Annotated in this window: 14 protein-coding genes; 6 read left to right on the top strand and 8 right to left on the bottom strand. The window is 72.2% G+C overall.

Features of this window, described 5'->3' with window-relative positions:
• The first annotated feature begins 178 nt into the window (after positions 1 to 178).
• Entirely contained in the window at positions 179 to 937 is a 759-nt protein-coding gene (locus EES43_RS10525; RefSeq protein WP_124268493.1) for a response regulator, read from the top strand.
• A 25-nt stretch (positions 938 to 962) separates the two neighbouring features.
• On the opposite strand, the gene EES43_RS10520 is transcribed toward EES43_RS10525, so the two are convergent.
• Both EES43_RS10520 and EES43_RS10515 read right to left on the bottom strand, forming a co-directional pair.
• Complete coding sequence (locus EES43_RS10520) at positions 963 to 2150, bottom strand: winged helix-turn-helix domain-containing protein (protein ID WP_124268492.1); 1188 nt, start codon at positions 2148 to 2150, stop codon at positions 963 to 965.
• Positions 2151 to 2230: 80 nt separating this feature from the next.
• Positions 2231 to 2848: a GNAT family N-acetyltransferase gene (locus EES43_RS10515; protein WP_124268491.1), complete on the bottom strand. Its 618-nt coding sequence runs from the start codon at positions 2846 to 2848 to the stop codon at positions 2231 to 2233.
• A 240-nt stretch (positions 2849 to 3088) separates the two neighbouring features.
• Between EES43_RS10515 and secA the strand changes: the two genes are divergently transcribed.
• Positions 3089 to 5911, top strand: coding sequence for a preprotein translocase subunit SecA (gene secA, locus EES43_RS10510; protein WP_124268490.1), 2823 nt, complete (start codon positions 3089 to 3091; stop codon positions 5909 to 5911).
• Between the two features lie 89 nt (positions 5912 to 6000).
• Here the strand turns inward: secA and EES43_RS10505 are convergent, their stop codons facing one another.
• A complete protein-coding gene (locus EES43_RS10505) occupies positions 6001 to 6444 on the bottom strand; it encodes an Rv3235 family protein (RefSeq protein WP_124268489.1) in 444 nt (147 codons plus the stop codon).
• Between the two features lie 273 nt (positions 6445 to 6717).
• On the opposite strand from EES43_RS10505, the gene EES43_RS10500 reads away from it, so the two are divergent.
• Together EES43_RS10500 and EES43_RS10495 are read left to right on the top strand one after the other, a co-directional pair.
• Entirely contained in the window at positions 6718 to 7224 is a 507-nt protein-coding gene (locus EES43_RS10500) for a DUF6912 family protein (protein ID WP_124268488.1), read from the top strand.
• 38 nt (positions 7225 to 7262) lie between these two features.
• Positions 7263 to 7943: an HAD family hydrolase gene (locus tag EES43_RS10495; RefSeq protein WP_124268487.1), complete on the top strand. Its 681-nt coding sequence runs from the start codon at positions 7263 to 7265 to the stop codon at positions 7941 to 7943.
• A gap of 18 nt (positions 7944 to 7961) precedes the next feature.
• Here the strand turns inward: EES43_RS10495 and EES43_RS10490 are convergent, their stop codons facing one another.
• Entirely contained in the window at positions 7962 to 8528 is a 567-nt protein-coding gene (locus tag EES43_RS10490) for a DJ-1/PfpI family protein (protein WP_124268486.1), read from the bottom strand.
• 450 nt (positions 8529 to 8978) lie between these two features.
• Between EES43_RS10490 and EES43_RS10485 the strand changes: the two genes are divergently transcribed.
• Positions 8979 to 13991: an NAD-glutamate dehydrogenase gene (locus EES43_RS10485; protein ID WP_124268485.1), complete on the top strand. Its 5013-nt coding sequence runs from the start codon at positions 8979 to 8981 to the stop codon at positions 13989 to 13991.
• Positions 13992 to 14033: 42 nt separating this feature from the next.
• Here EES43_RS10485 and EES43_RS10480 read toward each other — a convergent pair whose 3' ends face one another.
• Together EES43_RS10480 and EES43_RS10475 are read right to left on the bottom strand one after the other, a co-directional pair.
• A complete protein-coding gene (locus EES43_RS10480; protein ID WP_124271890.1) occupies positions 14034 to 14789 on the bottom strand; it encodes an ABC transporter ATP-binding protein in 756 nt (251 codons plus the stop codon).
• A gap of 58 nt (positions 14790 to 14847) precedes the next feature.
• Positions 14848 to 15780, bottom strand: coding sequence for an ABC transporter permease (locus tag EES43_RS10475; RefSeq protein ID WP_206430178.1), 933 nt, complete (start codon positions 15778 to 15780; stop codon positions 14848 to 14850).
• A 181-nt stretch (positions 15781 to 15961) separates the two neighbouring features.
• On the opposite strand from EES43_RS10475, the gene EES43_RS10470 reads away from it, so the two are divergent.
• The gene (locus EES43_RS10470) at positions 15962 to 16570 is read left to right on the top strand and encodes a TetR/AcrR family transcriptional regulator (RefSeq protein ID WP_206430028.1); all 609 of its coding nucleotides are present in this window, start codon (positions 15962 to 15964) and stop codon (positions 16568 to 16570) included.
• A gap of 90 nt (positions 16571 to 16660) precedes the next feature.
• Here EES43_RS10470 and EES43_RS10465 read toward each other — a convergent pair whose 3' ends face one another.
• Both EES43_RS10465 and EES43_RS10460 read right to left on the bottom strand, forming a co-directional pair.
• On the bottom strand, positions 16661 to 17878 hold the full coding sequence (locus EES43_RS10465) for a hypothetical protein (RefSeq protein WP_124268483.1): 1218 nt from the start codon (positions 17876 to 17878) through the stop codon (positions 16661 to 16663).
• Positions 17879 to 18068: 190 nt separating this feature from the next.
• On the bottom strand, positions 18069 to 19278 hold a 1210-nt coding region (locus EES43_RS10460; protein ID WP_206430027.1), incomplete at its 5' end, for a CDP-glycerol glycerophosphotransferase family protein.

The following is a 19278-nucleotide window of genomic DNA, read 5'->3' as shown; positions in this document are numbered from 1 at the left end:
CGCCGCCACGGTGCCCCTGGAGCGTTTCACGCCACCGGGGGCACCTGTGCGCGAGTCCGGGATCACCGCAGGTGCGTTCCGGCATGGAATCATGGCGTTCCGCGCCAATCGGGGTTCCGCGAACTGCCGTTGGCGGACAACCGATGGCTTCAGGCCGTGGCCTTCAGGGGGAGGAACGATGGCGGACACCTTCGGGCCCGTGCGCGATGCGAACCATGCCGACGACACCGGTGCGTACGCCGGTTCCGGTGCGGACGTGGCCGGCGCCGGACGCGGGGAGCCCATCCGCGTCCTCGTGGTCGACGACCACGCGCTCTTCCGCAGGGGGCTGGAGATCGTCCTCGCGCAGGAGGAGGACATCCAGGTCGTCGGTGAGGCCGGGGACGGTTCGGAGGCGGTCGACAAGGCGGCGGATCTGCTGCCCGACATCGTTCTGATGGATGTGCGGATGCCCAAGCGCGGTGGCATCGAGGCATGTACGTCCATCAAGGAGGTGGCTCCCAGCGCGAAGATCATCATGTTGACGATCAGCGACGAGGAGGCCGACCTCTACGACGCGATCAAGGCGGGCGCGACCGGATACCTCCTCAAGGAGATCTCCACCGACGAGGTCGCCACGGCCATTCGCGCCGTCGCCGACGGGCAGTCCCAGATCAGCCCGTCCATGGCCTCGAAGCTGCTCACCGAGTTCAAGTCGATGATTCAGCGCACCGACGAGCGCCGGCTCGTCCCGGCGCCCCGGCTCACCGAACGGGAGCTGGAGGTGCTGAAGCTCGTCGCGACCGGCATGAACAACCGCGATATCGCGAAGGAGTTGTTCATTTCCGAGAACACGGTCAAGAACCACGTCCGCAATATCCTGGAGAAACTCCAGCTCCACTCCCGGATGGAAGCCGTGGTCTATGCCATGCGCGAGAAGATTCTGGAGATCAGGTAGGAGCCCTCGGGCGCGGGGCCCGGCCTCAGCGGTAGCTCTCCCGCAGGGCCCGGCCGATCTCCGCCCTGAGCGGCTCGCGCAGCTCCGGCGCCTCGACCCGCTCCAGCCGGACGTCCGTGCAGCCCACCCACGCGGCGGCCTCCACCAGGGCCCGCGCCATGGGCGCCACCGCCTTGGGGCCGGCCAGGGACGCCTGCCGGGCGATCAGCGTGGTGCCCTCGCGGGCCGGGTCGACGCGGCCCTGGAGCCGTCCGCCGGCCAGCAGCGGCATCGCGAAGTAGCCGTGTATCCGCTTCTGCTTGGGGACGTACGCCTCCAGCCGGTGCGTGAAGCCGAAGACGCGCTCGGTGCGCGCCCGCTCCCAGATCAGGGAGTCGAACGGCGACAGCAGCGTCGTACGGTGGCGTCCGCGCGGCTCCGAGACCAGCGCCTCCGGGTCCGCCCAGGCGGGCTTGGACCAGCCCTCCACCGACACCGGTACGAGCCCCGAGTCCGCCACCACGGCGTCGAACTCCTCGCCCTTGAGGCGGTGGTAGTCCGCGATGTCCGCCCGGGTGCCGACCCCCAGCGACCGCGCGGCCAGCACCACCAGGCGTCTCAGGCACTCGGCGTCGCTCAGGTCCTCGCCGAGCAGCTTGTCGTCGATGGCCCGCTCGGCGAGGTCGTAGACCCGCTTCCAGCCGCGCCGCTCGGTGCACACCACCTCGCCGTACATCAGGGCCCGTTCGACGGCGACCTTGGAGGCCGACCAGTCCCACCACTCGCCGCCGTTCTTCGCGCCGCCGAGCTCGGTCGCCGTCAGCGGGCCCTCGGCCCGCAACTGCTCGATCACTCTCGCGTAGGCGCCGTCGGGCAGCTCGTGCGACCAGTGCGGCCGGGAGCGGTAGCCCCGGCGGCGGAACGCGAAGTGCGGCCACTCCTCCACGGGCAGGATGCACGCGGCGTGCGACCAGTACTCGAAGGCCCGGCCGCCCGACCAGTACGCCCGCTCCACCGTGTCCCGGCCGACCGAGCCGAGCCGGGCGTACGGGATCAGCTCGTGCGAACGGGCCAGCACCGAGATCGTGTCCAACTGGACGGCCCCGAGGTGGCGCAGCACCCCGGGCACCCCCGCCCGGCGGTCCGGAGCCCCCAGGAAGCCCTGGGCGCGCAGCGCGATGCGGCGCGCCTGGTCGGCGGAGAGTTCGACGGCGGGAGGCGGCACAGGCGTCATGCGTCAAACCCTAGACGCCCCCGCTGACAGGGAAGGGCCGAATCCCGGGACCGCTCACCGGGCCGAATCCCGGGACCGCCTCACCGGGCCGGATCCGCGGCGGGACCGGGCCGCCCGGCCCCGCCGTGCGGTTCGGGGAGGTAGGGGTGCGCGCCGGGCAGGCCCAGGTCGGACGGGAGCAGCGCCGCCGTCCAGGCGTCGCGCCGTACGCCCTTGTTGAGCAGCCCGGACCGCTGGTCGCCCTCCAGGGTGAAGCCCGCGCGCAGGGCGACCGCGCGGGAGGCGCGGTTGCCGGTCTCGGCCCGCCACTCCAGCCGGTCCGCCCCGAGCGAGGTGAAGGCCCAGCGGGCGCAGGCGAGCACGGCCTCGGTGACGTAGCCGAGGCCGCGGTGCTCGCGTGCGCCCCAGTAGCCGATCTCGTACGTCGCCGGGTTGCTGCGGCGGTCCAGGCCGACGGCGCCCACCAGGGTCCCGGTCTCCCGCAGGACCATGGCGAAGTTGTACGCGGAGTCGTCGCGCCAGCCGTCCGGGGAGAGCTGGGCGGTGAAGAGTTCCGCGTCGGTGAGCCGGTACGGGGAGGGGACCACCGTCCAGCGCTGGATGTCGGGGTCCTGGCAGGCGGCGTGCACCCGGTAGGTGTCCTGCGGGCCGAAGGGCCGCAGGAGCAGGCGTTCCGTGGTGAGACTGATCGGCTCCATGGAGTGATTCTGGTGACCGGGCCCGCGCGACGCGACCACTTTCGGGCCTTCCCGGCACCTTCCGAGCCTCTGGTCCGTTGTCCTGTGAGGGTGCGGCGGGGTCCACGCGGCAGCAGCCCTCCCGGCGCGGTGGTGTCCTCGCTTACGATGGCCGTTGCGGTGGGGCCTACCTGCCGTGCCCGCGCCAGAGTCCATAACACGACCCAGTGCCAGGCCCGACCGGCAAGGAGACCAGCCTCAGTGTCCGTCTTCAACAAGCTCATGCGTGCAGGCGAAGGCAAGATCCTGCGCAAACTGCACCGCATCGCGGACCAGGTCAGCTCCATCGAAGAGGACTTCGTCACCCTCTCCGACGCCGAGCTGCGGGCGCTCACCGACGAGTACAAGGAACGGTACGCGGACGGCGAGAGCCTGGACGACCTGCTCCCCGAGGCGTTCGCCACGGTCCGGGAGGCCGCCAAGCGCGTCCTCGGACAGCGCCACTACGACGTGCAGATGATGGGCGGAGCCGCCCTGCACCTCGGTTACGTGGCCGAGATGAAGACCGGTGAGGGCAAGACCCTCGTCGGCACCCTGCCCGCCTATCTCAACGCCCTCTCCGGCAAGGGCGTGCACCTGATCACGGTCAACGACTACCTGGCCGAGCGCGACTCCGAGATGATGGGCCGGGTCCACAAGTTCCTCGGTCTGAGCGTCGGCTGCATCATCGCCAACATGACTCCGGCCCAGCGCCGTGAGCAGTACGCCTGCGACATCACGTACGGCACGAACAACGAGTTCGGCTTCGACTACCTGCGCGACAACATGGCGTGGTCCAAGGACGAGCTGGTCCAGCGCGGCCACAACTTCGCCGTGGTCGACGAGGTCGACTCCATCCTGGTCGACGAGGCCCGTACGCCGCTGATCATCTCCGGCCCGGCCGACCAGGCCACCAAGTGGTACGGCGACTTCGCCAAGCTGGTCACGCGCCTCACCAAGGGCGAGGCGGGCAACCCGCTCAAGGGCATCGAGGAGACCGGCGACTACGAGGTCGACGAGAAGAAGCGGACCGTGGCCATCCACGAGTCCGGCGTGGCCAAGGTCGAGGACTGGCTGGGCATCGACAACCTCTACGAGTCGGTGAACACCCCGCTCGTCGGTTACCTGAACAACGCCATCAAGGCGAAGGAACTGTTCAAGAAGGACAAGGACTACGTCGTCATCGACGGCGAAGTCATGATCGTCGACGAGCACACCGGCCGTATCCTCGCCGGCCGCCGCTACAACGAGGGCATGCACCAGGCGATCGAGGCGAAGGAGGGGGTGGACATCAAGGACGAGAACCAGACCCTCGCCACGATCACCCTGCAGAACTTCTTCCGCCTCTACGGCAAGCTCTCCGGCATGACCGGTACGGCGATGACCGAGGCCGCCGAGTTCCACCAGATCTACAAGCTCGGCGTGGTGCCGATCCCGACGAACCGGCCGATGGTCCGGGCCGACCAGTCCGACCTGATCTACCGCACCGAGGTCGCCAAGTTCGCCGCGGTCGTCGACGACATCGCCGAGAAGCACGAGAAGGGCCAGCCGATCCTGGTCGGCACCACCTCGGTCGAGAAGTCCGAGTACCTCTCGCAGCAGCTCTCCAAGCGCGGTGTCCAGCACGAGGTCCTCAACGCCAAGCAGCACGACCGGGAGGCGACGATCGTCGCCCAGGCGGGCCGCAAGGGCGCCGTCACCGTCGCGACGAACATGGCCGGCCGAGGCACCGACATCAAGCTCGGCGGCAACCCGGACGACCTCGCCGAGGCGGAGCTGCGCCAGCGCGGCCTCGATCCCGTCGAGCACGTCGAGGAGTGGGCGGCGGCGCTGCCCGCCGCGCTGGAGAAGGCCGAGCAGGCCGTCAAGGCGGAGTTCGAAGAGGTCAAGGAGCTGGGCGGGCTGTACGTGCTCGGCACGGAGCGGCACGAGTCGCGCCGTATCGACAACCAGCTGCGCGGTCGTTCCGGACGCCAGGGCGACCCGGGCGAGTCCCGCTTCTACCTCTCGCTGGGCGACGACCTGATGCGCCTGTTCAAGGCCCAGATGGTCGAGCGCGTCATGTCGATGGCGAACGTCCCCGACGACGTCCCGATCGAGAACAAGATGGTCACCCGCGCCATCGCCTCGGCGCAGTCGCAGGTCGAGCAGCAGAACTTCGAGACCCGCAAGAACGTCCTGAAGTACGACGAGGTGCTCAACCGGCAGCGCGAGGTCATCTACGGCGAGCGCCGCCGCGTCCTGGAGGGCGAGGACCTCCAGGACCAGATCCGGCACTTCATGGACGACACGATCGACGACTACATCCGGCAGGAGACCGCCGAGGGCTTCGCCGAGGAGTGGGACCTGGACCGGCTGTGGGGCGCGTTCAAGCAGCTCTACCCGGTGAAGGTCACCGTCGCCGAGCTGGAGGACGCGGCCGGGGACCTGGCGGGCGTGACCGCCGACTTCATCGCCGAGTCGGTCAAGGCGGACATCCACGAGCAGTACGAGGAGCGGGAGAAGACCCTCGGCTCCGACATCATGCGCGAGCTGGAGCGGCGCGTGGTGCTCTCCGTGCTGGACCGCAAGTGGCGCGAGCACCTGTACGAGATGGACTACCTCCAGGAGGGCATCGGCCTGCGGGCCATGGCGCAGAAGGACCCGCTGGTCGAGTACCAGCGCGAGGGCTTCGACATGTTCAACGCCATGATGGAGGGCATCAAGGAGGAGTCCGTCGGCTACCTGTTCAACCTGGAGGTCCAGGTCGAGCAGCAGGTCGAGGAGGTTCCGGTGCGGGACGCGGCCGAGCGCACCTCGCTCACCAAGGAGGGCGAGCCCGCGGTGGCCGCCCCGCGTCCGGAGATCCGGGCCAAGGGCCTGGAGGCCCCGCAGCGTCCGGACCGGCTGCACTTCTCCGCTCCCACGGTCGACGGCGAGGGCGGTGTCGTCGAGGGCGACTTCACCAACGACGACGACCGGTCGGACTCCTCGGACGGGATGACGCGTGCGGAGCGCCGCAAGGCGCAGAAGAGCGGTGGCGGGGGCCGTCGCCGCAAGAAGTAGGGCGTGACCGCGGGCCGGGGCCGGACACTTACGGGTGTCCGGCCCCGGCCGCTTCCGGAGTCGTCCGGGCGCGGGGCGGCGCGGGAGGGTCACCGGGCGGCGGGGCCGGCGGCCGTGAGGCGTTCGCCGCCCAGTTCCACGGCGGCGCAGCGCCAGCGCTGGTCGGCGCCCTGTTCCAGGCGGAACGCCATGGCGCGGACCCGGTCGCCGGCGGTGATGCTGGCGAAGGCCTCGACGACGCCGCTGGCGGGCTGCGCGCCGCGGCAGTGCCGGAGCACGGGGCGGCTGCCCCGGGCGGTTCCCAGCGGGCTGCTCGGCGCCAGTTCGGCCAGCTGGTCGTAGGCGTCGCCGATGGTGTGGCCGAGCATCCAGTGGACCGGGCGCTGGCCGCTGAGGACCGCGAGCAGGCGTTCGGCGAACCACTGGTGGGGCCGCGGGGGCCGGTGCTGCTGCCGGCGGCTCCGCTGCGGAGGTACGGTCCGCGGCCCGCGCTGGTCGCGTCGGCCGGTGGGCCCGGTGCTGTGCGTGCTCATGTCCATCGCCCCCGTGAACGGGCCCGGCGGATACCGGGCGGTAACTTGTGCTGGGGACCTTCTACGGGCACGCCGACGCCGCCGCAACCGGCTCCCGGCCCCGGTCACGGGCTCGCGTGCGTTCACCTGTCCGAGGCGTGAGCCTTGTGCGGCAAGGGCTGCGGCGGGGGTGACGGGGCGTCGGAGGTGGACAGGGGCCCCGGTCGCCGGAACCCGAAAGGGGACGGCCTCCACGTATCCTGAAGGCGATTCCGACTACGAAAGCGGCCTGCCATGCGCGTGTACGTCCCCCTGACCCTCTCCGGTCTCGCAGCGGCGCACCGGGCGGGCGAGGTCGGCCCGGGGCCGCTGACCGCCTACGCGGTGACGCCCGGACTGCGCGAGTGGTACGTCTCCGACGACATCGAGGAGCTGGAGTACGCGGCGCTCAACCGGGCCGCCGCCGCCTCGCTCCGCGCGATCGCCGCGAACCCGGAGGAGGCCCGGCGCCGGGTCGTCCTCGCCCTCGACGTGCCGGACGGGGCCGCCGTCGCGGACCCGGATCACGGGCTGAGCGCGTCGTCCGTCGGCGAGGTGCGCGTCGCCGGCCCGCTGCCGCTGTCCAGGGCGGCGGCGGTGCACGTGGACGGCGACGACGCGGAGAAGGACGTGTCGGACGCGGCGGCGGCGCTGGGCGCGGCGGACCTCGGCGACGACGACGCCCGGTTCACCGTGGACGGCGCGGAGGACCACGAACTGCTCTGGTTCGGCGTCCAGGAGATCCCGCACCTGATCGGCTGAGGAGGGCGTTGTCGGACCCGGCGGGTATTTTTCTCCGTATGACATCCGGGACGACACGCACGCATCTGGTCTGGGACTGGAACGGCACGCTGCTCGACGACATCCACGCCGTGATCCACGCGACGAACGCCGCGTTCGCCGAGGCCGGCCTGGCCCCGATCACCCTGGAGCAGTACCGCGAGATGTACTGCGTGCCGATCCCCCGCTTCTACGAGCGCCTGCTGGGCCGGCTGCCCACCGAGGCCGAGTGGCAGCGGATGGACGACAGCTTCCACCTCCACTACGCGCGCAAGCGGCCGGACTGCGGGCTCACCGAGGGGGCGGAGGAGCTGCTCGCCGGGTGGCAGCGGGCCGGCGGCAGCCAGTCGCTGCTGAGCATGTACGGGCACGAGCAGCTGGTCCCGGTGGTGCGGGGATACGGGATCGCGTCGCGGTTCGTCCGCGTCGACGGGCGGACGGGTCCCTCGGGCGGGAGCAAGGCGCTCCACATGGAGCGGCACTTCGCGGAGCTGGCCGCGGCGGACGCCGGGGTGGTCCCGGAGAACGCGGTGGTGATCGGCGACGCCGTGGACGACGCGGTGGCGGCGGCGCACGTGGGGGCGCGGGCCGTGCTCTACACCGGCGGCTCGCACAGCCGGGCCGCCCTGGAGGCGGCGGGGGTGCCGGTGGTGGACTCGCTGGCGGAGGCGGTGACGGTGGCGCGGACGTTCTCGGCGTGACGGCGCCGGGACGGCGGCTCAGGGTGTGCCGGCCGTGGTGCGCAGGACCTTCAGGAAGGCGCGCATCCAGGCCGAGTGGTCCGGCCAGGCCCGGGACGAGACCAGCGTGCCGTCGACGACGGCCTCCGTGTCCTGGAAGCTCGCTCCCGCGCTCTGCATATCGGGTTCCAGCGCCGGATACGCGGTCACGCGGCGTCCGCTGAGCGCTCCGGCGGCGGCGGTGATCAGCGGGCCGTGGCAGATCTGCGCGACCGGGAGGTCCGCGGAGAAGAAGGCACCGACGATCTTGCGCAGCTCGGCGTTGTTGCGGAGGTACTCCGGAGCCCGCCCGCCGGGGATGACCAGGGCGATGTAGTCCCCGGGGTCCACCTCGGAGAAGGCCAGGTCGGCGGGGAAGGTGTAGCCGGGCTTCTCGGTGTAGGTGTCGAAGCCGGGCTCGAAGTCGTGCACCACGAAGCGCAGGGTCTTGCGCTCGGGGGCCGCGATGTCGACCTCGTACCCCTCCTCGCGCAGGCGCTGGTACGGGTAGAGGACTTCGAGGGACTCGGCGGCGTCGCCGGTGACGAGGAGGATCTTCTGGGCCACGGCGGGGCTCCTCAACGATCGCGTACGGCAGGGCCGGAGCGTTCCGGCGGCCCGGCCGGGGGCGGACTGGATCTCGTGCCGCCAGACTGCCCCGCTTCCCGGAGTTCGCCAAGAGGGCGCGGCGCACTGTCCGGAGTGTCAAAGTTCGGGGGTTTCTTTTGTACACAAGCGGACCATGACGGCGGGGGGTGGCGGAACGATAGCCTGGGGCCGTGATCAGCGCGATACGCCTCGGGGGCAGTGAAGCCCCCGGCCGCCGCCCGGAGTGCCACCGCACCCGGGCGATCCGTGATCGCCCGTCCCCGGACCGACTGTCAAAAATGGCCAATATGGTCCCGGGCATCTCTCCGAGCGGCATAGCGTCGACCCAGACCGGAAACCCCGTGTCGTGGCGGTACGTCGTTTTTCTCACCTACGTCACGCAACGGCGCGCGACAGGAGCCAGAGGACATGCAGACCAAGCTGGACGAAGCCAAGGCCGAGCTGCTCGCACGGGCCGCCGAGGTAGCCGACAACAGCCCGGGCGGTGGTGTCGGCGGCCCGGGGGGCACACCCCGCGTGCGGGTCGCCGCCGCCGGGGCCGCCGAGGGTGACCGCCCCGGCCAGGACGCGGTGCTCGCCTACCTCCAGCGCTACTACCTGCACACCGCCCCCGAGGACCTCGGCGGACGGGACCCGGTCGACGTCTTCGGCGCCGCCGCCTCGCACTACCGACTGGCCGAGAACCGACCGCAGGGCACCGCGAGCGTCCGCGTCCACACCCCGACCGTCGAGGAGAACGGCTGGACCTGCAGCCACTCCGTGGTCGAGGTCGTCACTGACGACATGCCCTTCCTCGTGGACTCCGTCACCAACGAGCTGTCCCGGCAGGGGCGCGGCATCCACGTCGTGATCCACCCGCAGGTGGTCGTCCGCCGCGACGTCACCGGCAAGCTCATCGAGGTCCTGACCGACGGCCGCGGCACGGCCGGCCGGCCGAGCGCCAAGAGCGCCGAGCAGCGCGCCGCCGAGCTGCCGCACGACGCGCTCGTCGAGTCGTGGATCCACGTCGAGATGGACCGCGAGACCGACCGCGCCGACCTCCAGCAGATCACCGCCGACCTGCTGCGCGTCCTGTCCGACGTCCGCGAGACCGTCGAGGACTGGGACAAGATGCGCGAGGCCGCCCTGCGCATCGCCGACGACCTGCCGGGCGAACCGCTCGACGACCTCGCCGACACGGAGGTCGAGGAGGCCCGCGAGCTGCTGCGCTGGCTGGCCGCCGACCACTTCACCTTCCTCGGCTACCGCGAGTACGAGCTGAAGGACGACGACGCGCTGGCCGCCGTCGCCGGCACCGGCCTCGGCATCCTGCGCTCGGACCCGCATCACAGCGTGGACGAGGACCACCCGGTCAGCCCGTCCTTCGACCGGCTGCCCGCCGACGCCCGCGCCAAGGCCCGCGAACACAAGCTCCTCGTCCTGACCAAGGCCAACAGCCGGGCCACCGTGCACCGGCCCAGCTACCTCGACTACGTCGGCGTGAAGAAGTTCGACGCCAAGGGCAACGTCGTCGGCGAGCGCCGTTTCCTCGGCCTCTTCTCCTCCGCCGCGTACACCGAGTCCGTGCGCCGGGTCCCCGTCATCCGCCGCAAGGTCGCCGAAGTGGTGGAGGGCGCGGGCTTCTCGTACAACAGCCACGACGGCCGCGACCTGCTCCAGATCCTGGAGACCTACCCGCGCGACGAGCTGTTCCAGACGCCCGTCGACCAGCTCCGCTCCATCGTCACCTCCGTCCTCTACCTCCAGGAGCGCCGCCGGCTGCGGCTCTACCTGCGCCAGGACGAGTACGGGCGCTACTACTCCGCGATCGTCTACCTCCCGCGCGACCGCTACACCACCGGCGTGCGCCTGCGGCTGATCGACATCCTCAAGGAGGAGCTGGGCGGCAACAGCGTCGACTTCACCGCCTGGAACACCGAGTCGATCCTCTCCCGGCTGCACTTCGTCATCCGCGTCCCGGTCGGCACCGAGCTGCCGCACCTCACCGACGCCGACACCGACCGCATCGAGGCCCGCCTCGTCGAGGCCGCCCGCTCCTGGGCCGACGGCTTCCAGGAGGCGCTCACCGCCGAGCTGGGCGAGGAGCGTGCCGCGGAACTGCTGCGCCTGTACGGCCACTCGTTCCCCGAGGGCTACAAGGCCGACCACTCGCCGCGCGCCGCCGTGTCGGACCTGGTCCACCTGGAGACCCTCAAGGAGGGCGAGCGGGACTTCGCCCTCAGCCTGTACGAGCCGGTCGGCGCGGGCCCCGGCGAGCGCCGCTTCAAGATCTACCGGACCGGCGAGCAGGTCTCGCTCTCCGCCGTCCTGCCCGCGCTCCAGATGCTCGGCGTGGAGGTCGTCGACGAGCGGCCCTACGAGCTGCGCTGCGCCGACCGCACCCACGCCTGGATCTACGACTTCGGGCTGCGGATTCCGCAGGCCACCGGTGGCGGCGGGGCCGCCGGCCACCTCGCCGACGACGCGCGCGCCCGCTTCCAGGACGCCTTCGCCGCCGTCTGGAAGGGCGAGGCGGAGAACGACGGCTTCAACGCGCTGATCCTCGGCGCCGGGCTGACCTGGCGCCAGGCGATGGTGCTGCGGGCCTACGCGAAGTACCTGCGGCAGGCCGGGTCCACCTTCAGCCAGGACTACATGGAGTCCACGCTCCAGAACAACGTCCACACCACCCGGCTGCTGGTCTCGCTCTTCGAGGCCCGGATGTCGCCCGGCCGCCAGCGGGCCGGCACCGAGCTGACCGACGGCCTCCTCGAAGAGCTCGACGGGGCCCTCGACCAGGTCGCCTCGCTCGACGAGGACCGCATCCTGCGCTCCTTCCTCACCGTCATCAAGGCCACGCTGCGGACCAACTTCTTCCAGACGAAGGAGGACGGGGCCCCGCACTCGTACGTCTCGATGAAGTTCGACCCGCAGGCCATCCCCGACCTGCCCGCGCCCCGCCCGGCGTTCGAGATCTGGGTGTACTCCCCGCGCGTGGAGGGCGTCCACCTGCGCTTCGGCAAGGTCGCCCGCGGCGGCCTGCGCTGGTCGGACCGGCGCGAGGACTTCCGTACGGAGATCCTCGGCCTGGTCAAGGCGCAGATGGTGAAGAACACGGTCATCGTGCCGGTCGGCGCGAAGGGCGGCTTCGTCGCCAAGCAGCTCCCGGACCCGGGCGTCGACCGGGACGCCTGGATGGCCGAGGGCATCGCCGCCTACCGCACGTTCATCTCGGCGCTGCTGGACATCACCGACAACATGGTGGCCGGCGAGGTCGTGCCGCCCGCCGACGTGGTCCGCCACGACGAGGACGACACCTACCTCGTCGTCGCCGCCGACAAGGGCACCGCCAGCTTCTCCGACATCGCCAACGAGGTCGCCGTCGCGTACGGCTTCTGGCTCGGCGACGCGTTCGCCTCCGGCGGGTCGGCGGGCTACGACCACAAGGGCATGGGGATCACGGCCCGCGGCGCGTGGGAGTCCGTCAAGCGGCACTTCCGCGAGCTGGGCCACGACAGCCAGACCGAGGACTTCACGGTCGTGGGCGTCGGGGACATGTCCGGTGACGTCTTCGGCAACGGAATGCTGCTCTCCGAGCACATCCGGCTGGTGGCCGCCTTCGACCACCGGCACATCTTCCTCGACCCGCGGCCGGACGCCGCGACGTCCTACGCGGAGCGGCGGCGCCTGTTCGACCTGCCCCGCAGCTCCTGGGCGGACTACGACAAGAAGCTGCTCTCCGCGGGCGGTGGCATCCACCCGCGCAGCGCCAAGTCCATCCCGCTCAACGCACAGGTCCGCGAGGCCCTGGGCATCGACGGATCCGTCACCAAGATGACGCCCGCCGACCTGATGCGGGCGATCCTCCAGGCCCCCGTCGACCTCCTGTGGAACGGCGGCATCGGGACGTACATCAAGGCCGTCGCCGAGTCGAACGCCGACGTCGGCGACAAGGCCAACGACGCGATCCGCGTCAACGGCGAGGACCTGCGGGCCAAGGTCGTCGGCGAGGGCGGCAACCTCGGCGCGACCCAGCTCGGCCGGATCGAGTTCGCCCGCAGCGGCGGCCGGATCAACACCGACGCGATCGACAACAGCGCCGGTGTGGACACCTCCGACCACGAGGTGAACATCAAGATCCTGCTCAACGGGCTCGTCCGGGACGGTGACATGACCGTCAAGCAGCGCAACAAGCTGCTCGCGGAGATGACCGACGAGGTGGGCGCGCTGGTCCTGCGCAACAACTACGCGCAGAACACCGCGCTGGCCAACGCCTGCGCCCAGGCCCCGTCCCTGCTCCACGCCCAGCAGCGGTTCATGCGCAGGCTGGAGCGCGACGGGCACCTCGACCGGGCCCTGGAGTTCCTGCCGGCGGACCGGCAGATCCGGGAGCTGCTCAGCAGCGGCAAGGGCCTCAGCCAGCCCGAGCTGGCGGTGCTGATCGCGTACACCAAGATCACCGCGGCCGACGAGCTGATCTCCACCGAGCTGCCGGACGACCCGCACCTGCAGAAGCTGGTGCACGCCTACTTCCCGACCCAGTTGCGCGAGCGCTTCCCCGAGGCGGTGGAGGGGCACGCGCTGCGCCGCGAGATCATCACGACGGTCCTGGTCAACGACACGGTCAACAGCGCCGGTTCGACCTTCCTGCACCGGCTGCGGGAGGAGACCGGGGCGTCGGTCGAGGAGATCGTGCGGGCCCAGTTCACGGCCCGCGAGATCTTCGGCCTGTCCCAGGTGTGGGACGCCGTCGAGGCGCTGGACAATCGGGTCGCCGCCGACGTCCAGACCCGGATCCGGCTGCACTCGCGCCGGCTGGTGGAGCGCGGTTCGCGCTGGCTGCTGGGCAACCGCCCGCAGCCCGTCGCCATCGCGGAGACCGTCGAAGGGTTCCGGGACGGGGTGGAGAAGGTCTGGAACGAGCTGCCCCAGCTGCTCAAGGGCGCCGACCTGGACTGGTACCACTCGATCCTGGACGAGCTGACGACGGCCGGGGTGCCGGACGAACTGGCCGTACGGGTGGCCGGGTTCTCCTCGGCGTTCCCGGCGCTGGACATCGTCGCCATCGCCGACCGCACGGACCAGGACCCGCTGGGCGTCGCCGAGGTGTACTACGACCTCGCCGACCGGCTGCGGGTCACCCAGCTGATGGACCGGATCATCGAGCTGCCGCGGGCCGACCGCTGGCAGTCCATGGCCCGCGCCTCCATCCGCGAGGACCTGTACGCCGCGCACGCCGCGCTCACCGCCGACGTGCTGGCCGTGGGCGACGGGTCGGCGACGCCGGGCGAGCGGTTCCGGGCGTGGGAGGAGAAGAACGCGGCGATCCTGACGCGGTCGCGCTCGACGCTGGAGGAGATCCAGAGCTCGGACGCCTTCGACCTGGCGAACCTGTCGGTGGCGATGCGGACGATGCGCACGCTGCTGCGCACGCACGCGTAGGGGCGCCCCGAGGGGCCGGCGCCCGTTCTGGACGCCGGCCCCTCACTTCTTGCCGGTGTGCGCGGCGTACGCCGCCACGACCTCCTCGGCCGGCCCGTCCATCCGCAGTGTGCCCGCCTCCAGCCACAGCACCCGGTCGCAGGTCTCGGTGATCGACTTGTTGCTGTGGCTGACCAGGAAGACCGTGCCCGCCTCGGCGCGCAACTCCTTGATGCGGTCCTTGCTGCGGCGCTGGAACTTCGCGTCGCCCGTGGACAGCGCCTCGTCGATCAGCAGGACGTCGTGGCTCTTGGCCGCCGCGATGGAGAAGCGGAGCCGTGCGCCCATGCCCGAGGAGTAGGTGCGCATGGGCAGTGTGATGAAGTCGCCCTTCTCGTTGATGCCGGAGAACTCCACGATCTCGTCGTAGCGTTCACGGATCTGCTCGCGGGTCATGCCCATCGCGAGCCCGCCCAGCACCACGTTGCGCTCGCCGGTCAGATCGCCCATCAGGGCGGCGTTCACGCCCAGCAGCGAGGGCTGCCCCTGGGTGTGGACGTGGCCCCGGGTCGGCGGGAGCAGGCCCGCGATCGCCTTGAGCAGCGTCGACTTGCCGGAACCGTTGGAGCCGATCAGGCCGATCGCCTCGCCCTTGTACGCGGCGAAGCTGACGCCCTTCACGGCGTGCACCTTGCGCGCGCCGGGGGCCGCGCGGCGGGAGGCGAGCTGGCTGAGCGCCGAGGTGGCGCTGCCCCGGCCGGTACGGGCGCCGTGCACCGTGTACGTGATGTGGACGTCGTCCACGACGACGGTGGGCACCCGCTCGCCGGTCGTGACGGGAGCCGGGCGCGGGCCGGAGGCGGGGTGTTTTTGGGTCTCAGCCACGTCCGTACGTCTCCTCCGCCTTCCAGAAGTACACGAATCCGACCACCCCGCACAGCAGCGCCCAGCCGGCCGCGACCGCCCACACGTGCGGCGGCAGGTGGGACCCGGTGAAGCTGTCGATGAGGGCGTAGCGCACCAGGTCGATGTAGACGGCCGCCGGGTTGTACTCCAGCGCCACCATCACCGCGCGCGGCACCCGGTCGCTCGTGAGCAGGTTCTCCAGGCTCCACATCACGCCGGAGGAGTACATCCAGGTCCGCAGGACGAACGGCGTCAGCTGGGCGATGTCCGGCGTGCGCGCGGTGAGCCGGGCCACGGCCATCGACACCCCGGTGTTGAACACGGCCTGGAGCGCCAGCGCCGGGAGCGCCAGGAGCCAGGAGGGGCGCGGGTACTGTCCGAACGCCAGCAGGATGAGGAAGAGCGCCCCCAGCGAGAACAGCAGCTGCTGCAACTGCTGGAGGGCCAGCGCCACCGGCAGCGAGGCGCGCGGGAAGTGCAGGGCGCGCACCAGCCCGATGTTGCCGCTGATGGCCCGGGTGCCCGCGGTGATCGAACTGCTGGTGAAGGTCCAGATGAACACGCCGGTGACCAGGAACGGGACGAAGTCCTCCACCCCGTGCTTGGTGTTCATCAGCACGCCGAAGATGAAGTAGTAGACGGTCGCGTTGAGCAGCGGCGTCATGATCTGCCAGACCTGGCCGAGCTTCGCCTGGCTGTACTGCGCGGTCAGCTTGGCGGTGGCGAACGCGGTGATGAAGTGCCGCCGCCCCCAGAGCTGCCGCAGGTACGCGCCGAGCGGGGGCCGGGCCCCGCTGACCGTCAGGCCGTGCCGGGCGGCGAGCGCGGCCAGCTCGCCCGGTGCGTAGGCGGGGGCGGTGTGATCGGGGGCGGAGGGCGGACTCGCGGGAGGCGCGGTGTCCACCGGGGGCGGCGGCGGGGCTGCTGTCTGGCTCACCACGATCGCTTTCGACGCAGGCGGGAGGGAGGAGGGGGCGGGACGGCCTCGGCCCGATGGGACGGGACCGTATCGTCGTAACGATCAGGGTAGGACGTGGGAGCGTCGCAACGCAACCGTTCCGTCGTCGCGGACTATCATTCGGGCCATGACCACCGAACGGGGAACCCGCCGCCGCGCCCCCGCGGGCGCGGCCGTCCTGCGCGAGGACGTCACCGACGCGATCCGCGCGGCTGTCTTCGAGGAACTGGCCGCGGTGGGCTTCGCCCGGATGTCCATCGAGGGCATCGCCCGGCGCGCCGGGGTCGGCAAGACCGCCGTCTACCGCCGCTGGAAGTCCAAGCTGGCGCTCGTTCTCGACCTCGTCGAGGCCGTGGCCGTGCAGGGCGTGCCCGCCCCGTCCACCGGCTCCCTGTACGGGGACGTCCGGGCCGTGCTCGAACTCGGCGCCTACGCCCTGCGCCACCCGGTCGCCTCGCAGGTGATCCCGGACCTGCTGGTGGAGGCGGCCCGCAATCCGGAGATCGCCGACGCGATCAAGGCCGCCCTCCTGGACCACCAGCAGGGCGTCGCCGCCGTCGTCGTGCGCGAGGCGGTGGCCCGGGGCGAACTGCCCGAGGGCAGCGACCCCGACCGGGCCCTGGACCTGATCGTCGGCCCGCTGTACTGGCGGCTGGTCGTCGTCCGGGGCGACCTGCCCCCGGGCTACCTCGACGACCTGGCCGCCTCGGCGGTCGCCGCGCTCCGCCACGCCTGAGCCGGGCGGGCCAGCGGACGGTGTGCCCGGTGTGCCCGGTGTGCGCGGGCCGCGCGCGCCCGGTCTGCCGGCCCCGGCCGCCCGCTCCGCTCACAGCTCCGGCAGGCGGGCCAGGACCTCCCCGGTGCGCGGGCTGAACGCCAGCACCGTCGCGTTCTCGGGCAGCCGCTGGAAGCGGGTCAGCAGCAGCCAGCGCACGCCGTACCGGGCGCGGATCTCCTCCCGCCGCTCCGGTCTGGCGGAAGGGGCGAGGTAGTCGGCGACCGCGCGGCTGCGCGCGCGCCGCTCGGCCGCCGCGAGCCCCACGTCCGGCAGCCCGTCGGCGAGTACGTACACCCCGTGTCCGGCCAGCGCGTACATGGCCGGACGGCTGTCCGTCAGCACCACCTCGCCCGGCGGGACGTAGGGCGTGGCCCAGGTGTACGGCTCCCCGACCGCCGGGGACTCGCCGCCCTTCGGCCGGCTCACGGGCCCGGACGCCTCGGCCGAGTACGGCGCGGTGAGCCCGTTGTAGTACGGCCACAGCGCCGCCACGGCCAGCCCGCACGCGGCGGTGAGCGCCCAGCGCCGCAGGGTGGGCCGGATACGGGTCCGCTGCCGGACGGCGATCAGCGCCACCGCCCCCAGCACCGCGCCGATCGCGGTCGGTGGATGGACCAGCAGGACCAGACCGAGCAGGGCCCCGATGCCGGCCACCTCCGTCCACCGGGGCGTCCGGCGGGGCGGCCCGCCGGACGCGGAGGCCGGGGCGCGGCCGGCCGCGCGACCGGTCCAGGCCCACAGATGGAGGGTGACGGCGACCGCGAAGGTGCCCGGTGCGCTCCAGCGGGCCGGATCGGCCCAGTGGATGAGGGCCGGCACGGCCAGGATGCCCACCGGCACCCACCGGTTCGGGGTCAGCAGCCGGGTGAGCCGGCCGATCCCGGTCAGCAGGAGCAGCAGGTTCACCGAGGCGGCCACGGCGACGACGGTCCGGCCCGAGACGCCGGTGGCGCGCGCGGCCAGCCCCTGCACCAGGGCGTACGGGGAGTAGTGCGCGCTCGCCATGGCGGGCAGGTCGGTCATCGGGAAGGTCGGATGCAGCAGATCGGCCCGCAGCCGTTCGATCACCGCGGCCTGGAGGCCGGAACTGCAGCACAGCGGGGCCTGCCAGGCAGCCGCCGACAGCACCGCCCACAGCAGACCGCCCAGCAGGAGGTAGGGCGAGGGAATCCACAGGGGAGGCGCGGCGGTCTCGTCGGCACCGGTCGCGGCGGGTCGGGTGGGAGGAGTCTCGGACGGCGTGGAGGTGGCGGAGGAGAGGGGCACGGTTCATGGGTTCCGTGCCGGGGGCCCGCCCTCCCGGCCGCCACCCGGACGGCGGATCCCCGGCGTGCGCCGACCGGGCCGGACGGGGTGGCCGGGACGGACGGCCCGCGCCCTCACCGGTTGCGGGCCCTCACGGGACGGCCCGCCTGCTCATGCGACGGCCCGCCTGCTCACGGGACGGCCCGCCTGCTCACCGGCCCCGCGCCTCCGGCTCCTCCGCGAGCAGGCGGTCGGCGACCCGGGCCGCCGCGCGGCCGTCGTCCAGGTCGCAGTAGTCGCGCCGGAAGCTCTCGTAGGCGTCCGCGTGCCGGGCGGCCTGGGCCCCCGCCTCGCGCAGCGCCTGCGCCACCTCCTCCGTCGTGACCAGCAGCGGTCCCGGGGCCCGGGTCTCGAAGTCCAGGCAGAAGCCGCGCACGGTGTCGCGGTAGTGCTCCAGGTCGTACGTGTGGAAGAGCATCGGGCGGCCCGTCAGCGCGAAGTCGAACATCAGCCCCGCGTAGTCGGTCACCAGGACGTCCGCGATCAGCAGCAGTTCGGAGGCCGCCGGGTGCCCGGAGACGTCCAGCACCCCGGGCCCGGCCGGGACCGCGCCGGTGACGCGGGGGTGCCGGCGGATGAGCACGGTGTGGCCCGCGCCCAGCGCGCGGACCAGCGCGTGCGGATCGAGCGCCGGGTCCCAGCGGTACGGGCCGGGGGCCGCGCGGTCGGCGTCGGCGCGGGCGTCCGACGGATGGGCCAGGTGGTCGCGGTAGGTCGGCGCGTACAGCACGACCCGCCGGTCCGGCGGGATGCCGAGGGAGCGCCGCACCTCCTCGGCCGCCTTCTCGCTCGTCGGCGGGAACAGCACGTCGTTGGCGGGCGATCCGGCCTCCAGCACCTCGCCCGCGTACCCGAGCGACCGGCGCAGGAGTGGCGTGGCGAACCGGCTGGGGGAGACCAGCACCGACCACTGCGCCGCCCGGTGCGCCAGGGTGGCGAGGTGCTGGTGGTCGGCGTACAGGGTGTCGCTGAGGCCGGTGCCGAAGCGGCCGAGCGGGGTGCCGTGCCAGGTCTGGACGACGGTCTGCCCCGGCCGCCGCTCGAACCACTCCGGCAGGTGCCCGTCCGTGACGATGCGGCGGGAGCGGGCCAGCGCCTCGTGCCAGGCGGCCCCGTGCGCCGGGATCGGCGTGGCGCCGAGCGGTACGTGGACGGTGCGGCCGGGCGAGGTGCCGGTGACCCACAGGTGTTCGGTCTCCGTGCCCCGGCGCACCAGCTCCGCGTGGACGGCGCGCGGCGAGTCGCCGCCCGCGTACAGGACGCACTCGCGCAACGGGAGCGCGCGCCGCTCGCGGTAGTGCGAGGCGCGCAGGAGCCGCCCGCGGTACGCGCCCCGCTCGGCGGGCGCGAGTGGCGGGCCC

The organism is Streptomyces sp. ADI96-02 (genome assembly GCF_003846185.1).
GTDB lineage: Bacteria > Actinomycetota > Actinomycetes > Streptomycetales > Streptomycetaceae > Streptomyces.
Note: the sequence above shows the minus strand (reverse complement) of the source record. Positions and strands in the feature narration are given on the sequence as shown.

Bases quoted from the DNA above. Each gene is read 5' to 3' on its own strand.
- EES43_RS10525 (WP_124268493.1), top strand. From the start codon at position 179: ATGGCGGACACCTTCGGGCCCGTGCGCGATGCGAACCATGCCGACGAC.
- EES43_RS10520 (WP_124268492.1), bottom strand. From the start codon at position 2,150: ATGACGCCTGTGCCGCCTCCCGCCGTCGAACTCTCCGCCGACCAGGCG.
- EES43_RS10515 (WP_124268491.1), bottom strand. From the start codon at position 2,848: ATGGAGCCGATCAGTCTCACCACGGAACGCCTGCTCCTGCGGCCCTTC.
- EES43_RS10505 (WP_124268489.1), bottom strand. From the start codon at position 6,444: ATGAGCACGCACAGCACCGGGCCCACCGGCCGACGCGACCAGCGCGGG.
- EES43_RS10500 (WP_124268488.1), top strand. From the start codon at position 6,718: ATGCGCGTGTACGTCCCCCTGACCCTCTCCGGTCTCGCAGCGGCGCAC.
- EES43_RS10495 (WP_124268487.1), top strand. From the start codon at position 7,263: ATGACATCCGGGACGACACGCACGCATCTGGTCTGGGACTGGAACGGC.
- EES43_RS10485 (WP_124268485.1), top strand. From the start codon at position 8,979: ATGCAGACCAAGCTGGACGAAGCCAAGGCCGAGCTGCTCGCACGGGCC.
- EES43_RS10470 (WP_206430028.1), top strand. From the start codon at position 15,962: ATGACCACCGAACGGGGAACCCGCCGCCGCGCCCCCGCGGGCGCGGCC.